Annotated in this window: 24 protein-coding genes; 11 read left to right on the plus strand and 13 right to left on the minus strand. The window is 62.5% G+C overall.

Annotation, left to right across the window (positions count from 1 at the left end):
* Nucleotides 1-87: 87 nt before the first annotated feature.
* The 4 genes from Q0936_RS06155 to guaA all read right to left on the minus strand — a co-directional run bounded on the left by Q0936_RS06155 (nucleotide 88) and on the right by guaA (nucleotide 4082).
* Complete coding sequence (locus Q0936_RS06155; RefSeq protein WP_299298652.1) at nucleotides 88-1224, minus strand: outer membrane protein transport protein; 1137 nt, start codon at nucleotides 1222-1224, stop codon at nucleotides 88-90.
* Between the two features lie 148 nt (nucleotides 1225-1372).
* The gene (locus tag Q0936_RS06160) at nucleotides 1373-2242 is read right to left on the minus strand and encodes a DMT family transporter (protein ID WP_299298650.1); all 870 of its coding nucleotides are present in this window, start codon (nucleotides 2240-2242) and stop codon (nucleotides 1373-1375) included.
* Entirely contained in the window at nucleotides 2239-2517 is a 279-nt protein-coding gene (locus Q0936_RS06165) for an antibiotic biosynthesis monooxygenase (protein ID WP_299298648.1), read from the minus strand. Before Q0936_RS06165 ends, Q0936_RS06160 begins: the two co-directional genes overlap by 4 nt.
* Nucleotides 2508-4082: a glutamine-hydrolyzing GMP synthase gene (gene guaA / locus Q0936_RS06170; protein WP_299298646.1), complete on the minus strand. Its 1575-nt coding sequence runs from the start codon at nucleotides 4080-4082 to the stop codon at nucleotides 2508-2510. The genes Q0936_RS06165 and guaA overlap by 10 nt, the downstream gene beginning before the upstream one ends.
* Nucleotides 4083-4275: 193 nt before the next feature.
* Between guaA and Q0936_RS06175 the strand changes: the two genes are divergently transcribed.
* Nucleotides 4276-5820, plus strand: a complete 1545-nt coding sequence (locus Q0936_RS06175; protein ID WP_299140941.1) for a trimethylamine methyltransferase family protein — start codon at nucleotides 4276-4278, stop codon at nucleotides 5818-5820.
* A 30-nt stretch (nucleotides 5821-5850) separates the two neighbouring features.
* Here the strand turns inward: Q0936_RS06175 and Q0936_RS06180 are convergent, their stop codons facing one another.
* Complete coding sequence (locus tag Q0936_RS06180) at nucleotides 5851-6150, minus strand: DUF6477 family protein (RefSeq protein WP_299140945.1); 300 nt, start codon at nucleotides 6148-6150, stop codon at nucleotides 5851-5853.
* A 265-nt stretch (nucleotides 6151-6415) separates the two neighbouring features.
* Between Q0936_RS06180 and Q0936_RS06185 the strand changes: the two genes are divergently transcribed.
* The 3 genes from Q0936_RS06185 to lipA all read left to right on the plus strand — a co-directional run bounded on the left by Q0936_RS06185 (nucleotide 6416) and on the right by lipA (nucleotide 9166).
* Nucleotides 6416-7552 (plus strand): DUF6456 domain-containing protein, encoded by a 1137-nt coding sequence (locus Q0936_RS06185; RefSeq protein ID WP_299140948.1) that lies wholly within the window; start codon nucleotides 6416-6418, stop codon nucleotides 7550-7552.
* A gap of 140 nt (nucleotides 7553-7692) precedes the next feature.
* Nucleotides 7693-8130 (plus strand): hypothetical protein, encoded by a 438-nt coding sequence (locus tag Q0936_RS06190; RefSeq protein ID WP_299140952.1) that lies wholly within the window; start codon nucleotides 7693-7695, stop codon nucleotides 8128-8130.
* Nucleotides 8131-8212: 82 nt separating this feature from the next.
* The gene (gene lipA, locus Q0936_RS06195) at nucleotides 8213-9166 is read left to right on the plus strand and encodes a lipoyl synthase (protein WP_299298720.1); all 954 of its coding nucleotides are present in this window, start codon (nucleotides 8213-8215) and stop codon (nucleotides 9164-9166) included.
* On the opposite strand, the gene Q0936_RS06200 is transcribed toward lipA, so the two are convergent.
* The 3 genes from Q0936_RS06200 to hpt all read right to left on the minus strand — a co-directional run bounded on the left by Q0936_RS06200 (nucleotide 9163) and on the right by hpt (nucleotide 11165).
* On the minus strand, nucleotides 9163-10056 hold the full coding sequence (locus Q0936_RS06200; protein ID WP_299298723.1) for a cytochrome c family protein: 894 nt from the start codon (nucleotides 10054-10056) through the stop codon (nucleotides 9163-9165). The two genes, lipA and Q0936_RS06200, sit on opposite strands and share 4 nt — an antisense overlap.
* 9 nt (nucleotides 10057-10065) lie before the next feature.
* Entirely contained in the window at nucleotides 10066-10536 is a 471-nt protein-coding gene (locus Q0936_RS06205) for a cytochrome c (protein ID WP_299298726.1), read from the minus strand.
* A 92-nt stretch (nucleotides 10537-10628) separates the two neighbouring features.
* On the minus strand, nucleotides 10629-11165 hold the full coding sequence (gene hpt, locus Q0936_RS06210; RefSeq protein ID WP_299140959.1) for a hypoxanthine phosphoribosyltransferase: 537 nt from the start codon (nucleotides 11163-11165) through the stop codon (nucleotides 10629-10631).
* A 78-nt stretch (nucleotides 11166-11243) separates the two neighbouring features.
* On the opposite strand from hpt, the gene Q0936_RS06215 reads away from it, so the two are divergent.
* Entirely contained in the window at nucleotides 11244-11687 is a 444-nt protein-coding gene (locus tag Q0936_RS06215) for a type II toxin-antitoxin system RatA family toxin (protein WP_299298729.1), read from the plus strand.
* 21 nt (nucleotides 11688-11708) lie between these two features.
* On the plus strand, nucleotides 11709-12956 hold the full coding sequence (locus tag Q0936_RS06220) for an MmgE/PrpD family protein (protein WP_299298732.1): 1248 nt from the start codon (nucleotides 11709-11711) through the stop codon (nucleotides 12954-12956).
* Here Q0936_RS06220 and Q0936_RS06225 read toward each other — a convergent pair.
* The 5 genes from Q0936_RS06225 to ispD form a co-directional block, all read right to left on the minus strand.
* Entirely contained in the window at nucleotides 12938-14119 is a 1182-nt protein-coding gene (locus Q0936_RS06225) for an ammonium transporter (RefSeq protein WP_299298735.1), read from the minus strand. The genes Q0936_RS06220 and Q0936_RS06225 overlap by 19 nt on opposite strands.
* A 176-nt stretch (nucleotides 14120-14295) precedes the next feature.
* Nucleotides 14296-14763 (minus strand): CinA family protein, encoded by a 468-nt coding sequence (locus Q0936_RS06230; RefSeq protein ID WP_299298738.1) that lies wholly within the window; start codon nucleotides 14761-14763, stop codon nucleotides 14296-14298.
* Entirely contained in the window at nucleotides 14760-15254 is a 495-nt protein-coding gene (locus Q0936_RS06235; protein WP_299298741.1) for a phosphatidylglycerophosphatase A, read from the minus strand. Before Q0936_RS06235 ends, Q0936_RS06230 begins: the two co-directional genes overlap by 4 nt.
* Nucleotides 15251-15730 carry a 2-C-methyl-D-erythritol 2,4-cyclodiphosphate synthase gene (gene ispF, locus Q0936_RS06240; RefSeq protein WP_299298744.1) on the minus strand — a complete coding sequence of 160 codons (480 nt, stop codon included), beginning with the start codon at nucleotides 15728-15730 and terminating at the stop codon, nucleotides 15251-15253. The genes Q0936_RS06235 and ispF overlap by 4 nt, the downstream gene beginning before the upstream one ends.
* The gene (gene ispD, locus Q0936_RS06245; RefSeq protein ID WP_299298747.1) at nucleotides 15720-16406 is read right to left on the minus strand and encodes a 2-C-methyl-D-erythritol 4-phosphate cytidylyltransferase; all 687 of its coding nucleotides are present in this window, start codon (nucleotides 16404-16406) and stop codon (nucleotides 15720-15722) included. Before ispD ends, ispF begins: the two co-directional genes overlap by 11 nt.
* A 166-nt stretch (nucleotides 16407-16572) precedes the next feature.
* Between ispD and dusB the strand changes: the two genes are divergently transcribed.
* From dusB to Q0936_RS06270, 5 genes are all read left to right on the plus strand, one after another.
* Nucleotides 16573-17553 carry a tRNA dihydrouridine synthase DusB gene (gene dusB / locus Q0936_RS06250; RefSeq protein WP_299298750.1) on the plus strand — a complete coding sequence of 327 codons (981 nt, stop codon included), beginning with the start codon at nucleotides 16573-16575 and terminating at the stop codon, nucleotides 17551-17553.
* Complete coding sequence (locus tag Q0936_RS06255) at nucleotides 17550-18638, plus strand: ATP-binding protein (RefSeq protein WP_299140975.1); 1089 nt, start codon at nucleotides 17550-17552, stop codon at nucleotides 18636-18638. Before dusB ends, Q0936_RS06255 begins: the two co-directional genes overlap by 4 nt.
* Before the next feature lie 3 nt (nucleotides 18639-18641).
* Complete coding sequence (locus Q0936_RS06260) at nucleotides 18642-20003, plus strand: sigma-54 dependent transcriptional regulator (protein ID WP_299298753.1); 1362 nt, start codon at nucleotides 18642-18644, stop codon at nucleotides 20001-20003.
* 130 nt (nucleotides 20004-20133) lie between these two features.
* On the plus strand, nucleotides 20134-22341 hold the full coding sequence (locus Q0936_RS06265; protein ID WP_299298780.1) for a PAS domain-containing sensor histidine kinase: 2208 nt from the start codon (nucleotides 20134-20136) through the stop codon (nucleotides 22339-22341).
* Complete coding sequence (locus Q0936_RS06270) at nucleotides 22338-23750, plus strand: sigma-54 dependent transcriptional regulator (RefSeq protein ID WP_299140979.1); 1413 nt, start codon at nucleotides 22338-22340, stop codon at nucleotides 23748-23750. Before Q0936_RS06265 ends, Q0936_RS06270 begins: the two co-directional genes overlap by 4 nt.
* The last annotated feature ends 31 nt before the right edge of the window (nucleotides 23751-23781 follow it).

Below are 23781 nucleotides of genomic sequence, written 5' to 3' on the forward strand. Positions count from 1 at the left end.
CCACGCGCCGACACCCGTTTCTTGCGCATACGAAAAAACCCCGCCTGAAACAGACGGGGTTTTGTTTGATTTGCCTCTTGGGGCAGATCAGAATTTGTAGGCGAACTTCACACCGACCGAGATCGCGTCGTTGCCTGTGAAGTCGGCGACCGGATTGCCGCCGGGCGAAGAAACCGCGTCGCCGAGGCTGGTGTAGCGGATACCACCCGAGATCGCGAAGCTCTCATTGACGTCATATTTCGCACCCACCGCAATGTGGCGCGAGCCGTTGTTCGGGCCCAGAGGTGAGACGAAATTGTCGTCGCCCACGGTCGAGAAGCCAATTGCAACAGAGCCGGACCATTTTTCGTTGAAACGACGGCCAATGCCGATTTCGAAATCATAGCCATCTTCGAGGTCGGTCAAGGGGTTGCCGGTCAAACCGGTAAATCCTGTAGGAGCAACCACAGTGTCGCTGTAACGGGCATACCGCAAGTTACCGAACACAAGCGTGTTGGCGGCGATACCGGTCTGAAAGTCCAGGTTCAGAGTTTCAGGTGTATCAACTTCGGTGATGCTCGTCGTGTTGAGAGACGGAACTGGCAGACCGGACTCACTTGTGGGGAGTTGGTGCGTCGTCGACGAATTGTAAGTTAGCGCAACGCGCAGCGCGATCGCCGGAATTTCATAGGCCGCACCAATAACGTAGCCTACGTCACCGTCAGAGCCGAAAGAGCTCGAGTATCCGTTCGTTGCACCGAATGCAGCACCACCCAATGTCACACCGGCAGACACTTCTTGGTAGCGCAGGCCGCCATGCACCGACCAGTTGTCGTTGAATTTATAGCGTCCAAGTGCGGTAACGGCGAAGCTGTCAACTGTCGCGCCAGTGCCACCAAGCAGACTTGCGGCCGGGTTGCCTGGGTAGAACACGTCGGACCCGTATGGTTCGTCCGTGATCAACGCGAAGGACAGTTTCTCGCTGAAATCGTATTTCAGGCCTAGGTTCCAGATCAGGAAAGAGTCGCCAACGTTGTCGATGCTCTGACCGCCAAGGGGGCCAAATGCAGGGTTGGTCTGCGTCGTGCCTTCCAGCGTCGGGTCCGTATAGCCAAAGCTCAGCTCGACGCGGTTGCCTTCTTCGAACAGGATGCCGATGCGCTGACCCGAGCGGTCAAGTCCAACGGCGTGTGCAGATGCGGTGGACGCCAAAAGCGCCGCAACCGTCAAAAGACGGGTTTTCATGTTATTCCTCCCAAAAGCGCGCGTAGGACTGTTTCGAGTGATTGCGCGATGGGCGGTAAGTTGCCCATTGCAAGAGGGGTGCGTCAATATTGACCCTAGGGAACAAAATGCCCAAGTGACGGAGCGTCATAAATTTGTGACTTTCCTGTCACAGCGGTTTGGATGCCCGTGTTTCAACCCAAATGTTGATATAATTGCCCGCAAAAATCACCGCGGCACCGACGAAAACCCATATGTCGATCACTTCGCCGTATACCAGCATGCCGATAATCGCGATGGTCGGCAGGCGGATGAAATCGATGGGCACCACCACCGTGGCAGGCGCGATGGCCAGCGCATTGGTCAGGCAATAGTGCGCCAAAAGGCCCGCACAGCCGATCAGGAACACCCAAGGGGCGGCTTGCATGTCCGGCACCGCGATGTCCCCGTCATAGCCCGCCATGATCAGGCCCATGACCAGCTGCATCGCCGTCAGCCAAAAGAGGATGGATGCGATGCCCTCGTTGCGGGTCAGCTTCTTGGTCAGCATCATGGTCAGCGCGAAAAAGATCGCAGAGCTGGCAGCGGTGATAACGCCGGGCGTGATCCCCGCCATGTCGGGGCGCGCCACGATCAGGATACCGATGAACCCCATGATGGCCGCAAATGCACGCACTGCCGTCAGCCGTTCGCCCAGGATCAACGGGCTCAGCACGATCACCCAGATCGGTGAGGTGAACTCCAGTGCAAAGACCTGCGCCAGCGGGATTACGGTGACTGCGTAGAACCACAGGTTTTGTCCGGTGAAATGGGCCAGATTGCGCATCAGATGGGTGCCGATGCGCGCGGTCTGTACCTGGGCCCATGACCCCGTGACCGTGAGCAGCGCACAGACGACAATCACGCCGACAACGCTGCGGTACATCATGATCTCAAATGTATCGAGCTGTGTCGCCACCTCGCGGCCCGCCACCGCCATGATCGAAAACGATCCGATCGATCCGCTCATCCACAGGGCGGCCTTGAGCACCGGGTTCATGGCATGCCTTTGACGACGTAATCCCGTTCGATGCCCGCCGTCTCGCGCGCCCAGTCCGAGGCCGCCGCCCGCGCCTGATGCGCGTCGAATGCGGCGGGGTCGGTGAACTCTTCGGCGACGGTCCAGATCATCGGATCATCCGTCGGCGTCACTTCAAAAGACACGCAGCCCGGCTCCGCCCGCGTCAGTGCCACATGCGCAGGCAAGGCCGCGCGCACGCGATCGGCTTCTTCAGCCGTCTTGCACCGCAGCGTTCCTGTCAGGGTCACTCCCATTCGATAGTGCCCGGCGGTTTCGAGGTGATGTCATAGGTCACCCGGTTGATGCCCGGTACCTCGTTGATGATCCGCGTGGCCGTCTCGCCCAGGAAGTCATGGGTGAACGGATAGTAATCCGCCGTCATGCCGTCCACGGATGTCACGGCGCGTAGGGCGCAGGCATAGTCATAGGTCCGCCCATCGCCCATCACACCGACTGTGCGCACAGGCAGGATCGCGACAAAGGCCTGCCAGATGTCGTCATAAAGCCCGTGTTTGCGAATCTGGTCGATGTAGACCGCATCCGCCTCGCGCAGGATTTCCAGCTTGGGGCGGGTGATCTCTCCGGGGCAGCGGATGGCAAGGCCCGGACCGGGGAAGGGGTGGCGACCGATAAAGCTGGGCGGCAGGCCCAGCTCGCGCCCGAGCGCACGCACCTCGTCCTTGAACAGCTCGCGCAGCGGCTCGACCAGCTTGAGGCCCATCTTTTCCGGCAGACCGCCCACATTGTGATGCGACTTGATCGTGACGGACGGGCCACCGGAGAAGCTGACGGATTCGATGACATCCGGATAAAGCGTGCCTTGGGCAAGGAACTCGGCCCCTTCGACCTGATCGGCGTATTTCTGGAAGACGTCGATAAAGAGCTTGCCGATGATTTTGCGCTTGGTCTCGGGGTCGGACACGCCGTCCAACTCGCCCAGGAACAGATCGCTTTCATCCGCATGGATCAGTTTGAGGTTATAGTTGTCGCGGAACATGCCCACGACTTCTTCCGCCTCGTTCTTGCGCAACAACCCGTGGTCGACAAAGACGCAGGTGAGGTTGTCGCCAATCGCCTCGTGAATAAGGATCGCGGCCACCGAACTGTCGACGCCCCCCGACAGGGCACAGATCACCTTGCGGTCGCCCACCTGATCGCGGATCGCCTCGATCATCTTTTCGCGGTAGGCGCCCATCGTCCAGTCGCCCGCGAACCCGGCCAGCCGGACAAAATTTTCGTAGAGCTTGGCGCCCTTGGGCGTGTGGTGGACCTCCGGGTGGAACTGTACCGCATAGAAATTGCGCGTGGTGTCAGCCGTGATGGCGTATGGCGCGTTGGGCGAGGTGCCATAGACCTCAAAGCCGGGGGCCAGCTTCGACACGTGGTCGCCATGGCTCATCCAGACCTGCTCGTTGCCTGCCTCGAACCAACCGTCGAGGAGGGGCAGGGGGGTTGTTGGCGTGACAAAGGCCCGGCCAAACTCGGCAGTGCCGCCGCCGCCCGAAATCTTGCCACCTTCGACCAGACCACCGAGCTGCTGCATCATCACCTGTTGGCCATAGCAGATGCCCAGAACCGGCAGTCCCATGTCAAACAAGGCATCCGGCGCGCGCGGAGAGCCGTCACGCGTGACGCTGTCGGGGCCACCGGACAGAATCACCGCGCGGGGGACCATGTCGCGGATGAAATCGGCGCTCACGCTTTGGTAGGGGTGGATTTCGCAATACACGTTCAGCTCGCGCAAGCGGCGCGCAATCAACTGCGTCACCTGGCTGCCGAAATCAATGATCAGGAGGCGGTCATGGGTCTGGTCGGTCATGGTCTGTCCAATAGGCCCGTGAACGGATGGTGGCAAGCGTCGGACGGGGCTCTGCCCCGTACCCCGGAGTTTATTTGGCAAGATGACCGGGGGATGTCGCTTTTTTCCCTTGGGGGGCGCTAACCGCGCACCCGTCGCCGATTGCAAACGGTAGCACCATCGCATCAAAGGATCATGGACAAGGGGACGAGCGATGGCCGAGGCAGCAGCACGCAGACGGGGTCGTGGCGGTGGTGGCGCAGCGCGTCGGGCCGAACGCAGCGCAGTGTCGTTCGAGACGGCCCGCTTTATCGAACGCAACATCCCCAACTTTGAGGTCCTGACCGAAGAGGCGCTAGAGATCATTGAGCACAACGCCGAAACGGTGCTCGAAGAGATCGGTGTCAACTTTCCCGACAATCCCCCCGCGCTGCAACGGTGGCGCGATGCCGGCGCGGACGTCGACGGAGAACGTGTGCGCATACCGCGCGGGCTGGCCCGCCAGCTTTGCAAGACGGCGCCTGCGTCCTACACCCAGCACGCGCGCAATCCCGAACGGTCGGTGGTTGTTGGTGGCAAAAACCTGGTCCTGGCCCCGGTCTATGGGCCACCCTTTGTGCATGATGCCGAAGGCGGTCGCCGCTATGCGACCATGGAGGATTTCCGCAACTTCGTGAAACTGGGGTATATGTCCAAGTGGCTGCACCATTCCGGCGGCACCGTGTGCGAGCCGACAGATGTGGCGGTGAACAAGCGCCACCTCGATATGCTGCACGCCCATATGACGCTGAGCGACAAGCCGTTCATGGGGTCGGTCACGGAACCCAGCCGCGCGCGCGATTCCGTCGAGATGTGCGAAGTGCTTTTCGGTAAGGATTTCGTGGCCGAGAACACGGTGATGACATCGCTGATCAACATCAACTCCCCCATGACGTTTGACGATGTGATGATGGGTGCGCTCGAGGTTTATGCTCAGGCGGGCCAGGCCTGCATCGTATCGCCGTTCATCGTGGGGGGGGCCATGGCGCCTGTGTCCGTCGCCGGGACGCTGACGCAAGTGTTGGCCGAGGTTTTGGCAGGCATCGCCTATTCACAACTGTGCAAAGCAGGTGCGCCCGTGATCATGGGGGCCTTTGTGACCTCGATTGACATGAATTCTGGCGCGCCGACATTCGGAACGCCCGAAGCAGCGCATATCACCTATGGCGCTGGGCAACTGGCGCGGCGGCTGGGGCTGCCCTTCCGGTCGGCGGGATCGTTCTGCGGGTCCAAACTGCCCGATGCGCAGGCGGCCTATGAGACATCCAATTCACTCAATATGGGGCTGCTGTCCGGCGTGAACTTTATGCTGCACTCTTGCGGCTGGATGGAAGGCGGGCTGGTCAGTTCCTATGAGAAATTCGTGATGGACGCGGATCAACTCGGCACGCTGCACCACCTGGCCGCGGGTGTCAGTGTGGATGACAATGCCCAAGCCATGGACGCCATCCGCGAGGTGGGTCCGGGTGGTCACTATCTGGGCTGCGCGCACACACAGGCCAATTTCAAATCCGCGTTCTGGAAATCGGATTTGCTGGACTACAAACCCTTTGAGACATGGGAAGACGAGGGCGCCCGCGACACGATGCAACTGGCCTCCCTACGGGTCAAAAAGATGCTGGGCGACTATCAGCAACCCGCCATGGACCCCGCAACGCGCGAGGCACTTGATGCCTATGTGGCTATGAAAAAAGAGGCGGAACCTGACAGTTTCATGTAGGATCTGCGCTGGTCCGACGGGCCCACAGGATCAGAGCGCGGGCTCTGCCTGTGCGGCGCGCAGGATGCGTGCTTCGCCCACGATTGCGATCAAAACGTCGATGTGACGCAACAGGCTGTAGGACGAATCGTCGCCCAGACGCATCGTGTTCAGCTCTCCCTCGATCTCCATCAGGCGCATCAGCGCGGCCCCGTGGCGCGGCAGCTGACCATAGCCCAAAAGGCGGGGCAGGTGGGCGGACCGGCGGTAGTCTTCTGCACCGATTCGGGCGGCCCGCATCAGCAAACGTGGGCGGCGCAGCGCGTTCAGCATCGACAAAATATCTTTCATTTCCAGTGCTCCTCTAGCAAGTCGTTTGACCGATCCCCATCGGTGTGACGTCTCGACCATGGCACAACCTGAACGGGTGTTGCGCAGGCTCCCGCGCCGCCGTTCGATGGTTTAGCAACTGTTTATCATTTAGAAACAATGCTTGGCATATCGACGAATGTTAACGAACGGGTAACCAATGCACTTTTAGGTTGTGTGGATAAACCTGTGGGCAACTGGGGCGCAACGACCTCGGACCAACACACGAAGAGGACGGACAAGACACATGCATCAGATCAATAGATCAGACCCGGTGTTGGCGGATTTGCCGGCTTGGGTGCCGGATGCCGCGCTGCATTACCTTGCCCATACAGAGGCCGGCCTGCCGATCCGCGAACTTGCGCGGAAATCGGGTTGCCATGCCTCGACTGTGCTGCGCCAGATCCGCCGTTTCGAAACCCGCCGCGATGATCCGTTGATCGACGCGGCGCTGCGAAAACTTGGTGCGCGTGTCGGTCACACACATTCGTCGGCTGCACGTGCGCAACAAAAGGATACCACTCCGATGCAAGCCGCCCTCAAAGATCAAGCTCCGGACACGCCGACACTCAACCGCGATGCGCGGCGCATTTTGCGTCGCCTGTGCGAAACGGGGGCTGTGCTGGCCGTGGCCGTGGATATGGAAAAGGCTGTCGTGGTGCGCGATGGCGTATCCGGTTCCAGCACACGCACCGCGGTGGTCGATCGCAAGGTCGCCGAAGCCATGGCGTTGCAGGACTGGATCAGCGCAGAGCGGGCGGGGCGCATCACGCGCTACCGCATCACCCCCGCAGGCCGCGCCGCTCTCGAGGACATGATGGACGTCGAAGAGCGCACCGCGCCCGGTCTCTCTGAGGCGCCAGCCGATTTCGCCGACCAGCACCGGGTATGGGGTGAACGGACGGTGCAGGACACCGACACCGGCCAACCGCGCAAGCTGCGCTACAATCTCGCGGAATCGCCACTGACTGCGCTGGCCCGGCGCCGCGACAAGGACGGCAGCCCGTTTCTGAGCGATGATCTGGTCACAGCCGGAGAGCGCTTGCGCGAAGACTTCGAACTGGCCCAGATGGGGCCGCGCGTCGCACAGAACTGGGATCGTTTCCTGACTGGGGGCGGACGCGGCGGCTTTGCCATGGACAGCGGGGTGGGCAATGGCCCCGAACAGGCGCGGGGCCGGGTGGCGCATGCGCTCAAGGACTTGGGGCCGGGCCTGTCGGACGTGGTGCTGCGCTGCTGCTGCTACCTCGAGGGCCTGGAAAGCACTGAAAAACGGCTGGGCTGGTCGGCGCGGTCCGGCAAGATTGTGCTGCGCATCGCGCTCATGCGGCTCAAGCAACACTATGACGAGACGACGGGACCGGGTGGCGGCCTGATCGGCTGACACCACTCTGATCCTGAGAAAATGGCGCTGCGTCCCTCCCCGCAGCGCCATTTTTGCATGCCCCGCAGGCAATGTGATTTGGCAAAACCCGCACGATTGGCTAGGCCGCGCGGTAACGCATCCGCCGGGGGGAACCAAAGATGACACATCACGCGCGCGACGGGCTTGCGCTCTTGCTCATGCGGTTGGGGCTGGCTTGGTTCATCTTTCTGTGGGCGGCGCATAAAATCATCACACCCAAGCAGTATCAGGGGCTTGCGCGCCATTTTGACGGCGTCGATCTGGATTTCACGACGATCTACGCGGTGGCCGGTGTTCAGATCCTCATCTGTATTCTCGTTGCGCTTGGGGCCATCCGCTGGGTCAGTTACCCCGCCCTGGCCCTCATGCACCTTTTTACCGTCCTGCGCCGGTGGGAAGGGTTCTTGGACCCCTTTGCCCTCAATGCGCGCGGCTTTCCCATCCACCGCAATCAGGTGATTGACCTTGCTGTGCTGGCGGCGATGGTGGCGTTGATCCTGCTGATCCACCGCGATCACTATAGTCTTGGGGCTTGGGTCCGGCGCAAACACGCATAGCGGCCATGCGCCGCGTGGTATTTTTTCGTACGCTTTCTATGTTAGAAACAAGTTTAACGTTGAACGACCTCCGGGGGACCCCATGCGTGATCTGAAAATTCCCGAACAGCGCCACCCCGAAAAGGCGCGCCGCCCGGACAATCCGCAACCCAAGAAACCCAACTGGATTCGTGTAAAAGCCCCCGGCGGCGAAGGCTATGCCGAAACCGCCCGCATCATGCGCGAGAACAAGCTCGTCACCGTCTGCGAAGAGGCCGGTTGCCCCAACGTCGGCGAATGCTGGAGCCAGGGCCACGCCACCATGATGATCATGGGCGAGGTCTGCACCCGCGCCTGCACCTTCTGCAACATCGCCACCGGCAAACCACCCGAAGATCTGGATGCGTTTGAACCGGGTCGTGTGGCCCATGCCGTCGAGAAACTGGGTCTGAACCACGTGGTGATCACTTCCGTGGACCGCGACGATATCGAGGATGGCGGCGCTGATCACTTTGCCCAGACCATCCGCGCCATCCGCCACCGCAGCCCTGGCACCACGATCGAAATTCTGACGCCGGACTTCATCCGCTGTGATCCCTCCGTGCTCGAGGTCGTCGTCGAGGCGCGCCCCGACGTCTTCAACCACAACCTCGAAACCGTGCCGGGCCTCTATCCAGAGGTGCGCCCCGGCGCGCGCTATTTCCACTCTCTGCGCCTGCTGCAACGGGTCAAGGAACTGGACCCGTCCATGTTCACCAAATCGGGCATCATGGTTGGCCTGGGCGAAGATCGCCAATCCGTCATTCAGGTGATGGAGGACATGCGCGCCGCGGACATCGATTTTCTGACCATCGGCCAGTACCTGCAACCCACGCCCAAACACCACCGCGTGGACCGCTTTGTCAAGCCCGAGGAATTTGCGTCTTACGAAAAGGCCGCCTACGGCAAAGGGTTCCTGATGGTGTCGGCCACGCCGCTCACCCGGTCATCCTATCACGCAGGCGACGACTTTGCCCGCTTGCGGGACGCACGTCAGGCCAAACTGGGCCGCGCCTAAGGCGACGGGATCGGGGGCAGGGCGGCCACATAGGCTGCCAAAGCCGCCCGGTCAGCCTCGGGCAATTGGCTCAGGTTTTCAATGACTTCAACCATCTCGCCGCCCGCGCTGTCATAGTCAGGTGTAAAGCCGGACGTGAAATACTCGATCAGATCGCTCTCTGACCAGTCCAGCGCTGCGGGCGTGATGTTGGGCACGCGCCCCTTGCCCGACGGGTTGGGCGCGCCCGCCATCCACTGGTCGGTCAGTAATGCGCCGACAGCGTTGCGCGGCGTATGACATTCGGCACAATGCGCCAACCCCTCAGCCAGGTATCGCCCGCGCGCCAGCACCGGATCATCCGGGGCAGGGGTCACATAGCCATCTGGCATGAACGCGACCTTCCACAGGCCCAGACCACGCCGTATGTTAAATGGGAACCCGACATCATGTGGTTGGTTCGGCTGCGCACTCGCGGGCAGGGTTTGCATATAGGCAAACAGGTCCGCAACATCCGCATCCGTCATGTTCTGATACGATGCATAGGGAAACGCGGGATAGTAGTGCGCGCCGTCCGGCGACACGCCTTTGGTGACAGCGCGCGCAAATGTCGGCAAATCCCACGCACCGATCCCTGATGCGGGATCGGGCGAAATATTGGGGGCATAAAACGTCCCGAAATCACTGGCAAAGGCATGGCCACCGGCCAGCACCTGTGGGCCTTCGGATGCACCATCTGGTGCTGTATGGCACGAGGCACAGCCCGCTGCGGCAAAAACCAGCGCCCCGGCCTCGGTATCCGCCGTATGATCAGAGGCAAAGCCTGCATCAAGTGGCGCAGGGGCCGTGATGTACAGCCCCCCCGCAACTCCGAGACCCAGTGCAATCAGCAGGCCATGCCAGATGCGCATGGTATCGCTTCAGTTCTTGGGGCCGCGGTAGGCTTTGTGGCACGCGCCACAGCTGCCGCCCACATCCGCCATCGCCGCGCGCAACGCATCCAGATCCGTACCGGCGGCGGTGATCATCGCGCTTGATGCGGCCTCAAGCGCCACGGCTTTTTCTTCGAACCCGGCGGCATCGCTCCAGATTTCGGCTTTGGCACGTGATCCGGCAACAGCACCCTGTTCCGTCCCCTCAATCCACAGAACGGCGCGTTTCATCGCCGCGGCCGAGGCCAGGTTTTCCGCCGCAGCCACCGCTGTCGCGGCGTCATAAGGCACATCGCCCTTGGCCATCCCGCCCAGCAAACCGGTGTGATAGGCGATCACGGACATCTGCGCGTTGCGCGCCTTGACGGCACCTTCCAACGCGGGATTGGCATGGCTGCCGGCAAAGGCGGCGGCGGCCAGGGCACAAGTGGCAAGGGACAGACCGAAAATACGCTTCATGGGGAACTCCTGTGTGGCGATGTGACACAACCCTAGCGCGGTTGCGCCATTAACCAAAGTCACAACTTGTCGATGTGAGCCGTGGGGCGCTGTCAGGTGAACCGTACTTTGCCGATAAAGGGCAGGTTTCGATTGCGCTGGGCAAAGTCGATCCCGTAGCCCACGACAAATTCATCGGGGATTTCAAAGCCGGTCCAATCCGCCTTGACGTCGACTTCGCGGCGCGTGGGTTTGTCGAGCAGCGCAATGGTGCGCAAACGGGCCGGATTGCGCCCCTGCAACAGGCGGATGACGTGGTGCATCGTGTACCCTGTGTCGACGATATCCTCGACAACCAGCACGTCGCGCCCTTCAATGGCGCCGCGCAAGTCCTTGAGAATACGCACTTCACGGCTCGATTCCATACCGTCGCCATAGGATGACGCCTCAAGGAAATCGACCTCGATCGGCAGGTCCAGCTCGCGCACCAGATCGGCGATGAACACAAAGGATCCGCGCAACAGACCGACCACAATCAGCTTGTCGGTGCCTGCAAATTCGCTCTGAATCTCGCCGCACAAGGCTTCGATGCGGGCCGCAATCGCCTTGGCCGAGATCATCCGGTCTATGACATATGGCCGCTCTGACACACCCATCCCCTTGAATTTACGCGCCGTTCGCGACACATGCCGAAGCAACCCGGTTGTTCCAAGGTCCCTACTTACGCAATGCCAACCCATTCCGAAACCCGCTTCCTGCCTTACACTGCGCAACAAATGTACGATCTGGTGGGCGATGTGGCCGCCTATCCCCAGTTTCTGCCGTGGTGTGCCGCGGCCCGCGTGCGGCAGGTGACGCCACACACGGATCATTCCGTGATGGAGGCCGACCTCGTCATCAGCTTCAAGGTTTTCCGCGAACGCTTCGGCAGCCGCGTCGTCCTTTGGCCCGATGCCCACAAGATCGACACCGAATATCTGGACGGCCCGTTCCGCTATATGAAATCAAACTGGGCCTTCACCGACACAGAGGGGGGCTGCGACGTGTCCTTCTTTGTGGATTTCGAGTTCAAAAACGCGATCCTTCAGGGCATCATCGGCGTTGTGTTCAACGAGGCGATGCAGCGGATCGTGCGTGCCTTTGAAAGACGGGCGGCGGACCTCTACGGCTGATGCGCCCAAAAGGGGGATCACGTGCAACCGGACAACGGTGACATCACCACGCTGCTGATAGACTATGCCAGCGCGACACCGCCCCAATCAGCGCGAGATGTCATGCGCCTTTCGGTGCTGGATTGGGCGGCATGCGGCATCGCTGGCGCGGCACAGGGCGAATTCTCCAACTGGGCGCGCGGCCTTGGCACATCTGGCCCGTCAACAGGCTTTGACGGCATTGCACGCACCATGCCCGACGCGGCGCTGGTGAACGGCACACTGTCTCACGCGCTCGACTACGACGACACCCATTTCGACCACATCGGCCACCCCTCTGTGGTGGTCTGCTCGGCAGCGCTGGCCGTGGGCGAGGCGCAGGATGCAACGCTGGCTTCGGTGATTGACGCGGCGCTCGTCGGGGCAGAGGCGTCGATTGCCACGGGCCTCTGGCTGGGCCGCGCGCATTACCAGATCGGCTATCACCAGACCGCCACCGCCGGTGCCTTCGGTGCGACCATCGCCGCCGCCCGCCTGCTGAACCTGACGCCCGCGCAAACGCGGCACGCGATTGGTCTGTGTTCCACCATGGCCTCGGGGTTGAAATCCCAGTTCGGCACCATGGGCAAGCCGCTCAACGCCGGGCTTGCCGCCCGCACCGGGGTCGAGGCCGCGCTCTGGGCCCAAACTGGCATGACCGCTGCGCCCGACGGGTTGGCCGGGCCGCTGGGCTTTGGCGACACCCATCACGGGGCCGGGGACCCCGTCACGCTGGACTGGCGCATGCCCCGCGTCAGTCACAAGTTCCACGCCTGTTGCCATGGGCTGCATGCCTGCCTAGAGGCTGTGCGGGATATACCACTTGCCGATGCCCAACAGATCACCGTCCACACCCATCCCCGCTGGCTGACAGTGTGCAACCAACCCGCGCCCGAGACCGGTCTGGGGGCCAAGTTTTCCTATGCCCACGTGCTGGCCACGACGGCGGCGGGCCATGACACCGGGGACATTGCGGCCTTTTCGGATGCCTGCGCGCGCGATGCGGGCATGGGCCGGTTCCGACACCGTGTGCAGGTGCACGCAGATCCCCAACTGACGGAAATGCAGGCGCGCGTCGTTGTGGATGGCACCATCTATCTGCACGATCTCGATACGCCGCTGTCGCTGGATCAACGCACCGCACGTCTGATGCAAAAAGCCCGCGCGCTGGTGGGCGCACGGGCGGATGGCATATGGGCGGCGATCACCAAGGGCGACCGCGCCGGACTGGTTCAGCTGCTTACGTCGTAGGCACGTTCACCGTGGACAATCAGGTCCAGACCCTGTTCTTCGGTCTCTTCATCGACCCGCAGCGGCGTCATGACACGCACAACCAGCACCAGAACAACCGACACAACCACGGTGTAAACACCCACGATCACTAGCGATCCCAACTGCGCGGCCCATGCACCGGCACCGAACACCGCGATCATGATCGTGCCAAAGATACCGCCAACACCATGCACCGCGAACACGTCCAGCGTGTCGTCGATCTTGAGCGTGTTGCGGATCAGGTTCACGGCCTCCTGGCACAGAATACCGGCCACTGCGCCGATGATCATCGCCTCGACCGGGCCGACAAAACCCGACGCAGGTGTGATCGACGCAAGACCCGCAATGGTGCCCGTGACCATGCCAACCAGGCTCGCTTTGCCGAATTTGACCTTTTCCCACAGCGCCCAGGTCAGCGATGCCATCGCCGCCGAGATATGCGTGACAGTCAGCGCCATCGCAGCACCGCCATCAGCCGCCAGTTGCGAACCACCGTTAAAGCCGAACCAACCGACCCACAGCAGCGCCGCGCCCATCATCACCATGCCGGGATTGTGCGGTGGCGTTGTTTGGTTCTTGCGCGCGCCCAGGAACACGGCCAGCACGAGGGCTGCGATACCCGCAGTCTCGTGGACCACGATGCCGCCCGCGAAATCACGCACGCCCGTCTCGCCAAAGATGCCGCCATCGGCCAGCATCCCGCCACCCCAGACCCAATGCACCACCGGCGCATAGCACAAGAGCATCCAGAGGCCCGAGAACAGCAGGACAAAGCCAAAGCCGATCCGCTCGACATAGGCTCCGACGATCAGCGCAGGCGTGATGATCGCAAATGTCATCTGAAACGCGAAAAACAGCACTTCGGGCAGGGTGCCAGACAGGCTGTCAGCGTCCACACCGCTCAGCAGCAGTTTGTCCAAACCGCCCCAAAAGCCCGACGTGCCACCGCCAAATGCAATCGAATAGCCTGCGACAAACCACAGAATGCTCATCAGGCATGCCACGGCGTAGCAGTGCATGAAAACGCTCAGCACATTCCGGGATCTGACCAGACCCCCATAAAAAAGTGCAAGACCTGGCAACGTCATCATCAGCACCAAGGCGGTCGCCACGATGATCCAGGCTGTATCGGCTCCGTTCATTGTCCCCTCCGGAATTTTATATGCGAGGGGCTTTGGCGCAGTGCCGGTGTAGAAAAAAGCGGCAAGCGGGCAAAACGACGCCCTAAAACAGTGCAAAACGCAAACAGGCTAAAAAATAGGCGTAAAATGCGGTTGAGTGACTTAAAAATCGGCAGAATGGAAAGGTGCGGTGCGGCTCAGCGCAGCGCGTCCAGCAACAGCCCAAGCGCGTGATCCCGCGCGGCTGTCCGCACTTCGATCCGGCCTAGCGCCCCGAATTCGACCGTTTCGGTGCGCACGGAATCGCCCTGCGCAATGCCAAAACACACGCGCCCTTCGGGTTTGAACTCCGACCCGCCGGGTCCCGCGATCCCGGTGATCGACACTGCCAGTTGAACATGTGCATGGCGCACCGCCCCTTGGGCCATTTCGGCCGCCACTTCTTCGCTGACGGCACCATGGGCGTCCAGCGTTGCGGGGGCCACGCCCAGCATCTCGGTCTTGGCCGCGTTGGTGTAGGTGACAAACCCGCGTTCCAACACGCGCGATGCTCCGGCAATATCCGTCAGCGCGGCCGCGACCATTCCGCCGGTACAGCTTTCGGCGGTCGCGATCATCACGGACTTATATGTCGCATTTTCAATGATTTGCGGGGCCAGGTTCATCCCATCAACACCCCATGCGCCAGCGCCGCAAGGGCCAGAACGCCCACGGAGGCCATAGCGCCCGCAATCACGTCATCCAGCATCACACCCAGTGCGTCACCACGCCGGTCTGCCGTTCCGACCCACAGCGGTTTCCAGATGTCGAACAGTCGAAACAGGACAAAGGCCGCGACCCAACCCGGCCACATCGCCAGAATGTCGATCCCACGGTCCCACGCCGCATAGCTGAGTGGCGCCAGCGCGATCCACTGGCCTGCAACTTCGTCCACGACAATCTCTGATGGATCGTGGTCTTCTTGCCCGGCGGTCATGCGCGCCGTTGCCCACCAACCGGCGGCAAACACAAGGGCCGTGGCGACGACCAGCATGGGAAAGCCGCCGATCACATGCACCGCCCAGCCTAGGGGCAATGCCGCCGCCGACCCCCAAGTGCCGGGGGCAGGGCGCAGATGCCCCACGCCGCACACCGTGCCTATCATTTGGGCGATCATGGTTTCACCAGCGTGGCCGTGGCGATACAGGCGATACCTTCACCACGCCCGGTGAACCCCAGCCGTTCCGAAGTCGTGGCCTTGACCGACACCCGGTCCAGCGTCATTCCCATGATCTCGGCCATCGCCGCGCGCATCGCGGGCGCATGCGGCCCGATCTTGGGCCACTCGCAGATCAGCGTGCAATCCACATTGGACAGGGTAAATCCCATCTCACCGGCCTGGTTCACCGCGTGGCGCAGGAAAATCTCGCTCGCGGCACCCTTCCATTGCGGGTCCGACGGGGGAAAGTGCTGGCCGATGTCACCCATCGCCAACGCGCCATAGATCGCGTCGGTGACCGTGTGCATCCCCACATCCGCGTCCGAGTGGCCAACCAGCCCCGCCTCATGCGGCACCTGCACACCACACAGCGTGACATGATCCCCCGGCCCAAAGGCATGCACGTCAAACCCATTGCCAAGCCTAATGTCCATCGCGTCCTCGCAAAATACGTGCCGCCCGCGCGAAATCGCCGGGTAGCGTGATCTTCAGATTGTCTTCGTCGCCCGCTACGATCGCCACGTCCAGCCCATAGGCCCGCGCCACTTCGACATCGTCCGCCGCGCCGCCGGGATGGGCATCATGCGCCGCCCGAATAGCGTCCAGACGGAACCCCTGTGGTGTCTGCGCGCGATACAGGCCGGACCGATCCTGCGTCCCCGTCACCAGCGCATCACGCCCCGTCCACAGCGCATCTGTGACGGCAAGGGCCGGGGCCGCGCCTGCATGATGTTCCAACACCGCCAAAACCGCCGAAATGCACGCCGCCGACACCAGCGGGCGGGCCACATCATGGATCAGCACAAAATCACTGTCGCGCACGGCGGCCAACCCGGCCCGCACCGACGCCGCACGGTCCGCACCGCCATCTGCCAGCACCATGCCGGGCACCAGGAACGGCGCAGCGCGGTCGCGGTCATCCGGGTGCAACACCAACACAATCTCACCCACCGCATCATGCGCGGCAAAGGCGGCCAAGGTGTGCGCCAACACCGGCTGCGCCCCCAGCATTTGCCACTGCTTTGGCACATCGCCACCTGCGCGCTGCCCGCGTCCTGCGGCAACGATCACGGCGGCGGCGCGACGGCCCTCTGCATGCTCTTCAGTCATGCTCAAAGCTCTAGGCGGTTGCGTCTGCGCTGTCCATGCCACGTGGCTTTTGCACAAAAAACAGGCAAATGGTCTAACCCGTGGCAGTGAATGCCTTTGCTTTGATTGAGAAACACGGAATCGTGGTATAGTTCGGAACAAACGCACAAGGATTAGGCACCCGCCCATGGCCTCTGGCCCGCTCGATATGATCGCACCGGTGATGTTGGCCCCGATGGCCGGAATCACAGACCTGCCGTTCCGCACCCTCGTGGCGCGGTTCGGGGCGGGTATGGTCGTGTCTGAAATGGTCGCCAGCCACGACATGCTGAACGCCCGTCCCGGCAGCCGGGAAAAGGCGGAACTGGGGCTGGGCGCTGCTGGCACCGCCGTGCAGCTTGCCGGTCGCGAGGCCGCGCCGATGGCCGAAGCCGCGCGCATGGTTGCCGGGCAGGGTGCTCAGGTCATCGACATCAACATGGGGTGTCCCGCGAAAAAGGTGACACAGGGCTATTCCGGCTCTGCGCTGATGCGTGACCCCGACCACGCGCTGACCCTGATCGAGGCGGTGGTGAACGCGGTGGACATTCCTGTCACTCTGAAAACCCGGCTGGGCTGGGACGACGCGATGATGAACGCCCCCGAGATCGCGCGCAGGGCCGAGGCCGCAGGTATCCGCCAGATCGTGATCCACGGGCGCACCCGTTGCCAATTCTACAAGGGACAGGCCGATTGGGCGGCGATTGCCCAGGTCAAGGACGCAGTGGGCATTCCCGTCATCGCCAACGGCGACATCACCGACACGGTGACTGCGCGCACGGCACTGGCGCTGTCGGGCGCGGATGGCGTGATGATCGGACGTGGCGCACAGGGGCGGCCCTGGGCCTTGGCCCAGATTGCCCATGACCTCTACGGCATGCCCGCACCCCTGGTGCCCAAGGGCGCCGATTTGCTCGAACTGGTGGCCGAGCATTATCAGGACATGTGCGCCTTCTACGGGACCACACTGGGCCTGCGCGTCGCGCGCAAGCACCTGGGTTGGTTCATGGACACAGCGCACACGCCAACGGACCTGCGCCGCGCCGTACTGACCGCTGCGACGCCAGATGCCACGCTTGATCTGTTGCCCCGCGCCTTTGCGGGTGAACACGCGCAGGCCGCCGCATGACCGGCGCTGGCGACCTCTGGGCCTCACTGCCCGTGCCGACGATTGTAATCGGCCCGAATGACGACATCGTCGATATCAACTCCGCCGCCGAGGGGTTCTTTAACGCGTCGGCCAAGACGATGCGCGGCATGCCCCTCTGGGATCAACTGGCCGTCGACGCCCCCCTCGAAGACAGCCTGGCCCGCGCCCGCAAAAACGGCACGCCCCTGTTTGTGAACGATGTGGATGTGGGTAATGGCCAACGCGCGCCGTTGCAATGCGCGCTCCAGATTGCGCCGCTGGTGGGCGCGCCGGATCACATGGTGCTGATGGTGTCGCCCCGCGAACTGGCGGGACGGATGACCCAGAACCATTCGGTCAAATCGGCGGCCAAGTCCGCGATTGGCATGGCCGAGATGCTGGCCCATGAAATCAAGAATCCGCTGGCGGGCATCACTGGCGCGGCCCAGCTTTTGTCGATGAACCTAAATCAGGATGATCTCGAACTGACGGACCTGATCGTCGCCGAAAGCCGCCGCATCGTGAAATTGCTGGAACAGGTCGAACAGTTCGGCAACCTGTCGCCACCCGATCTGAAACCTGTGAACATCCACGATGTTCTGGACCGCGCAAGGCGCTCTGCGCTGCTTGGGTTTGGGGCGCAGATGACCATCGTCGAAGACTACGACCCATCGCTGCCGCTGGCCTACGGCGATGCCGATCAGCTTTTGCAGGTGGTGCTGAACCTGTTGAAAAACGCCTCCGAAGCGGCGGGCAATGCCGGCGGTACGATCCACCTGCACAGCTATTTCGAACACTCGTTCCGACTGCGCCGCGCCGATGGTTCCGGCCAGTCGCTGCCCCTGCAGGTCGAGATCATCGACGACGGCCCCGGTCTGCCCGACGGCATCGCCGCCGACATCTTTGACCCGTTTGTGTCGGGCAAGGAAAACGGCACCGGCCTGGGCCTCGCGCTGGTGTCCAAGATCATCTCCGATCACGACGGCTGGATCTCGGTCACTTCCGTGCCGGGCCGGACGGTGTTTCGCCTGTCTCTGCCGCGCGCGCCCAAATCTGCTCACCCCGACCTGACCAAAGAGGACTAATTCATGGATGGCACCGTTCTTGTCGCGGATGATGACCGCACGATCCGCACGGTTCTGACCCAGGCGCTCACACGGGCCGGGTGCAAGGTCCACGCAACCTCGTCCCTGACGACGCTGATGCGCTGGGTGGGCGAGGGCAAGGGCGACGTCGTGATCTCGGATGTGATGATGCCTGACGGCAATGGGCTCGAGATGTTGCCCAAGATCAATCAGGACCGGCCGGGCCTGCCGGTGATCGTGATTTCTGCGCAGAACACCATTATGACGGCGATCCAGGCCGCCGAGGCCGAGGCCTATGACTACCTGCCCAAGCCCTTCGATCTGCCCGATCTGATGAAACGCACCGCCAAGGCGCTCGAGCAAAAGGCCCACGCGCCCGCCCGCGAGGAAGAAACCGACCGCCCCGACGAATTGCCGCTGGTGGGGCGCACCGCGATCATGCAGGCGCTCTACCGCGTTGTGGCACGGGTCATGAACACCGATCTGCCCGTGCTGATCTGGGGCGAAAGCGGCACAGGCAAATCACTCATCGCCCGCGCCATCCACGACTTTTCCGACCGGCGCACGCTGCCATTTGTGACCGTCACCGCCGCCGAGCTGCAAAACCTCGAAGGCCCGGCCCGCGTGCTGGCCAAGGTCAAGGGCGGCACGCTCCTGATCGACGAGATCGGCGACATCCCCGAAGAGCTTCAGGCCCGCATCGTGCGGATGATGGACACGCCCGGCGAATACGTCCCGCGCTTTCTCGCTACGTCGCAAAACGATCTGACGATGGCGATGGAGGCGGGGCAGGTGCGCAAGGACCTCTACTACCGCCTCTCAGGTGCCACCCTCAACGTGCCTGCACTGCGCGAACGGGTCGACGATATCCCACTGCTGGCCGACCACTTCCTGCTGCGCGGTGAGAAATCCGGTCAACCCCGCCGCGTCCTGTCCGAAGACGCCGCCGAAATCTTCCGCACATACTCCTGGCCCGGCAACGTCCGCCAACTGGAAAACGCCGTGCGCCGCTTGGGGCTGACCAGCCGTGCCGTCGAAATCTCCGCCTCCGAGGTCGAACAAGTGCTGGGCAGCCAGCCCGAACTTGAACCCATCCGCAGCGCAGGCGACACCGAGAAACTGGGTGCCTCCGTCGCGCGCCACCTCAAACGCTACTTCGACCTGCACGGCAACATGCTTCCGCCCCCCGGTCTCTACCAACGCATCCTGCGCGAAGTCGAAGCCCCCCTGATCGAGATTGCCCTCGACGCCACCGGCGGCAACCAGGCCAAATGCGCCGACCTGCTCGGCATCAACCGCAATACCCTGCGCAAGAAAATCACCGATCTGGATATAGAGGTGACACGCCGCCGCAAATTGATGTAATACTGCCACACAACCCGTGGCATCCGCGCCGCAGCGCGCGGTAGACCACTGGATATGGCGGTAATGGCGCACATGCGCCACATCATCGAGGACAAGCCTGGTGGCATCCGGAACACACACCAGCTGGTGGTTGACGCTTGGGCGCTTGCGGCGCCGCAGGCGCGTGCGCAACGCCGCAACGCTGGGCCTTGTGGTGCTGGGGCCTGTTCTGGCGCTGACGACGTTCCTTGTCCTCGGCCCGCTTGACCAGGGTGCAAGCGCGCCCGCCTTGCGCCTCGTCCTGCTCGCGGACCTTGTCTATGTGCTTGTGGTCGCGGCCCTCGTCATGTCGCAAATTGCCCGCCTTGTGGCGGCACGGCGTGCCAAATCCGCAGGCTCACGCCTCCACCTCAGGCTCACCGGCGTCTTTGCCCTCTTGGCCCTGATCCCGACTGTGACCGTGGCTGTCTTTGCCGGCCTCACCGTGAACATCGGCCTTGAGGGCTGGTTTTCCGACCGGGTCAGCCGCGTGGTGGGCGCGTCGCTCGCCGCCGCCGAGGCCTACGAGACCGAACAGCGCACCGACCTGATCACCGACGCCCGCGCGCTTGCCCGCTACATCGACACGGTGCGTGGCGCGCAAACCATCGCCGACCGCGAGGTCCTGTCCGACGGCCAACTGCAGGTCCAGCGCGGCCTGCGAGAAGCCTACCTGATCGACGGCACCGGCGATCTGCGCGCGCGCGGCGACCGGTCCTATCTCTTTGATTTTGAACGCCCCAACCTCGACCAACTGGACCAGGCACTGGAAACCGGCGGGCTGGTGATCCAGGACTGGGCGAACAACGAATTTCGTGCGCTGGTCCCGCTTGCGTCCTACGTCGACCGGTTCCTCTATGTCAGCCGCGATGTGGACGGTGAAATCCTGTCCCTGCTTGATGAGACGCAGGAAACCGTGCGGCTCTACCAACAGCTCGAAAGCGAACGGGGACGGCTGCTCTATCAGTTCGGGCTGCTTTACTTGGGCTTTGCCGTCATCCTGATCCTTGCTGCGATCTGGCTGGGCCTGTGGTTTGCCGAACGCCTGTCTGGTCCGGTTGGGCGGCTCACCGGGGCGGCACAACGCGTCGGCGCGGGTGACCTAGACGTGCAGGTCCGCGAAGAAGAGGGCGACGACGAAATCGCCATGCTCAGCCGCTACTTCAACCAGATGACCAAACAGCTCAAGGGCCAGCGCCAGACCTTGCTCGCCAACACCGAACAGATCGAGCGCCGCCGCCGCCTGTTCGATTCCGTGCTCAGTTCGGTAACCTCGGGCGTTGTGGGCGTGGACCCCAATGGCAAGGTCACCTTTGTGAACCGCTCTGCCGCGCGTCTTCTGGACTGGCAAGAAGACCGCGAATCCGTGCCGCTCGCGGTGGCAGTGCCAGAATTTGCCGCTCTCTTTGCCCTGTTGCGCGCCGGTCCGCAGGAGATTGCCCAGGACGAGGTCAAGGTTACGCGGGCAGGGCGTTTGGAAAACCTGCTGGTGCGCATCGCCACCCGCCGCAACGTCGAGGGCGACCTCGAAGGCTACGTGTTGGCCTTTGAGGACGTGACCGATCTGGTCAGCGCCCAACGGATGGCCGCTTGGGGCGACGTGGCCCGGCGCATCGCCCACGAGATCAAGAACCCGCTCACGCCGATCCAGCTCAGCGCTGAACGGATCAAGCGCAAGTTCGCGCCCAAGCTGGGCGATGACAGCGACAGCCTTGAGCAGATGACTGATGTGATCGTGCGCCAGACGGGCGACCTGCGCCGGATCGTCGATGAGTTCTCGAAATTTGCCCGGATGCCCGAACCGGACCGCAAGACCCACGACCTTGTGTCCATCGTGCGCGACGCCGTTGTGCTGCAACGCGCGGGCCAGCCCGAGGTCGACTTGGTGGATGAATTGCCAGACGGCTCTGTTGCCGCCGAAGTGGACGCGACAATGATTTCACAGGCCCTGACAAACTTGATCAAGAACGCGGGCGAAGCGATTGAAACATTGCGTAAAAAAGGGGATGTGCCCGAGGGTCATACGCCCCGTATCGAAGTTCGGATGAAGACCACCGCCATGGGTGCGCGGATCACGATTTCGGACAACGGCGTGGGCTTGCCCGAAGATCGCGCGCGTCTTTTTGAGCCTTACGTGACCACCCGCGACGAGGGCACCGGCCTTGGCCTGCCTATCGTCAAAAAGATCATTGAAGAGCACGGGGGCACCTTGACCCTCGACAACGCGGCCCCCTTTGCGGGTCAAACCCATTTCGGCGCCATGGCAGTGATCACACTGCCCGCGGGCGCCGCACATGTTGAGCAGGAGCAAACGGTATGAGCGATATCTTGATCGTAGACGACGAACGGGACATCCGGGAGCTGATCTCGGACATCCTCGAAGACGAGGGATACGCCACCCGCCTTGCCGGGAACTCGGACGATGCGATGGGGGCGATCAACACGGCGGAACCGGCGCTGATCATCCTCGACATCTGGCTCAAGGACAGCCGCATGGACGGCATCGACATCCTCAAGGCGGTCAAGCGGGACAATCCGGGCGTGCCGGTGGTGATCATCTCGGGGCACGGCAACATCGAGATTGCCGTCGCCGCGATCAAGCAGGGGGCGTATGACTTTATCGAAAAGCCCTTTAATATCGACCAGTTGCTGGTGGTGATCCGCCGCGCGATGGAGACGTCGCGCCTGCGCCGCGAAAACCAGAGCCTGCGTCGTCCAGAGGCTGCACAGTCCAAAATGATCGGCTCCTCTGCCAGCTTCCGCGGTCTGATTTCGCAGCTCGACAAGGTGACCAAGTCCAATGGTCGCGTGATGCTGACGGGTCCTGCGGGCTGCGGCAAAGAGGTGGCGGCGCGCTACATCCACGCCAAGTCGAACCGGGCCGATGGGCCATTTGTGACGGTGAACTGCGCCGGCGTCGCCCCTGAAAACATGGAAGAAGTTCTGTTTGGCCGCGAAACGCCCGAGCGCGGGATCGAGCCGGGTCTGCTGGAGCAGGCGCATGGGGGCGTCATCTATTTTGACGAGGTTGCCGATATGCCCATCGGCACGCAATCCAAGATCCTCCGCGTGCTGGTTGATCAACAGTTTCAGCGGGTTGGCGGGACCGACAATGTGCGTGTCGACCTGCGGGTAATCTCGTCTACGAACCGTGATTTGCAAGAGGCCATCGCGGCCGAAACCTTCCGTCAAGAGTTGTACCACCGCCTGAACGTCGTGCCGATCCCGGTGCCGAGTCTCGAAGAGCGGCGCGAGGACATTCCGGTTCTGGCTGGGCATTTCATCGAAGAGTTCAACGCCGCTCAGGGTCTGCCCAAACGCGAGTTGAGCGAGGACGCGTCGGCGTTGTTGCAGACGATGGTGTGGCCAGGCAACGTGCGGCAGCTCAAGAACATGGTGGAGCGCATCCTGATCCTGGGCGACGGCACAGGCCCGATCGACGCGCGCGAGTTGCCGGGGTCGGACGAACCGGCGGGCGAGGAGGGGCGTGTGGTTCTCTCTGGGGCGCTGGCGACCTTGCCGCTGCGCGAGGCGCGAGAGGCGTTTGAACGCGAGTACCTGCTGACCCAGATCAACCGCTTTGGTGGCAACATCAGTCGCACCGCCAACTTTGTCGGGATGGAGCGGTCGGCGCTGCACCGCAAGCTGAAGTCACTGGGCGTCGTCACGTCGTCCAAGGCCGGTACGCGGGTGGCGCATCTGGATGATGAGGAAGCGCAGGCGTCTTGATCTGTCCCCGCGGGGACAGAATTTAAGTGTT

It is taken from the genome of uncultured Tateyamaria sp. (genome assembly GCF_947488715.1).
Taxonomy (GTDB): domain Bacteria; phylum Pseudomonadota; class Alphaproteobacteria; order Rhodobacterales; family Rhodobacteraceae; genus Tateyamaria.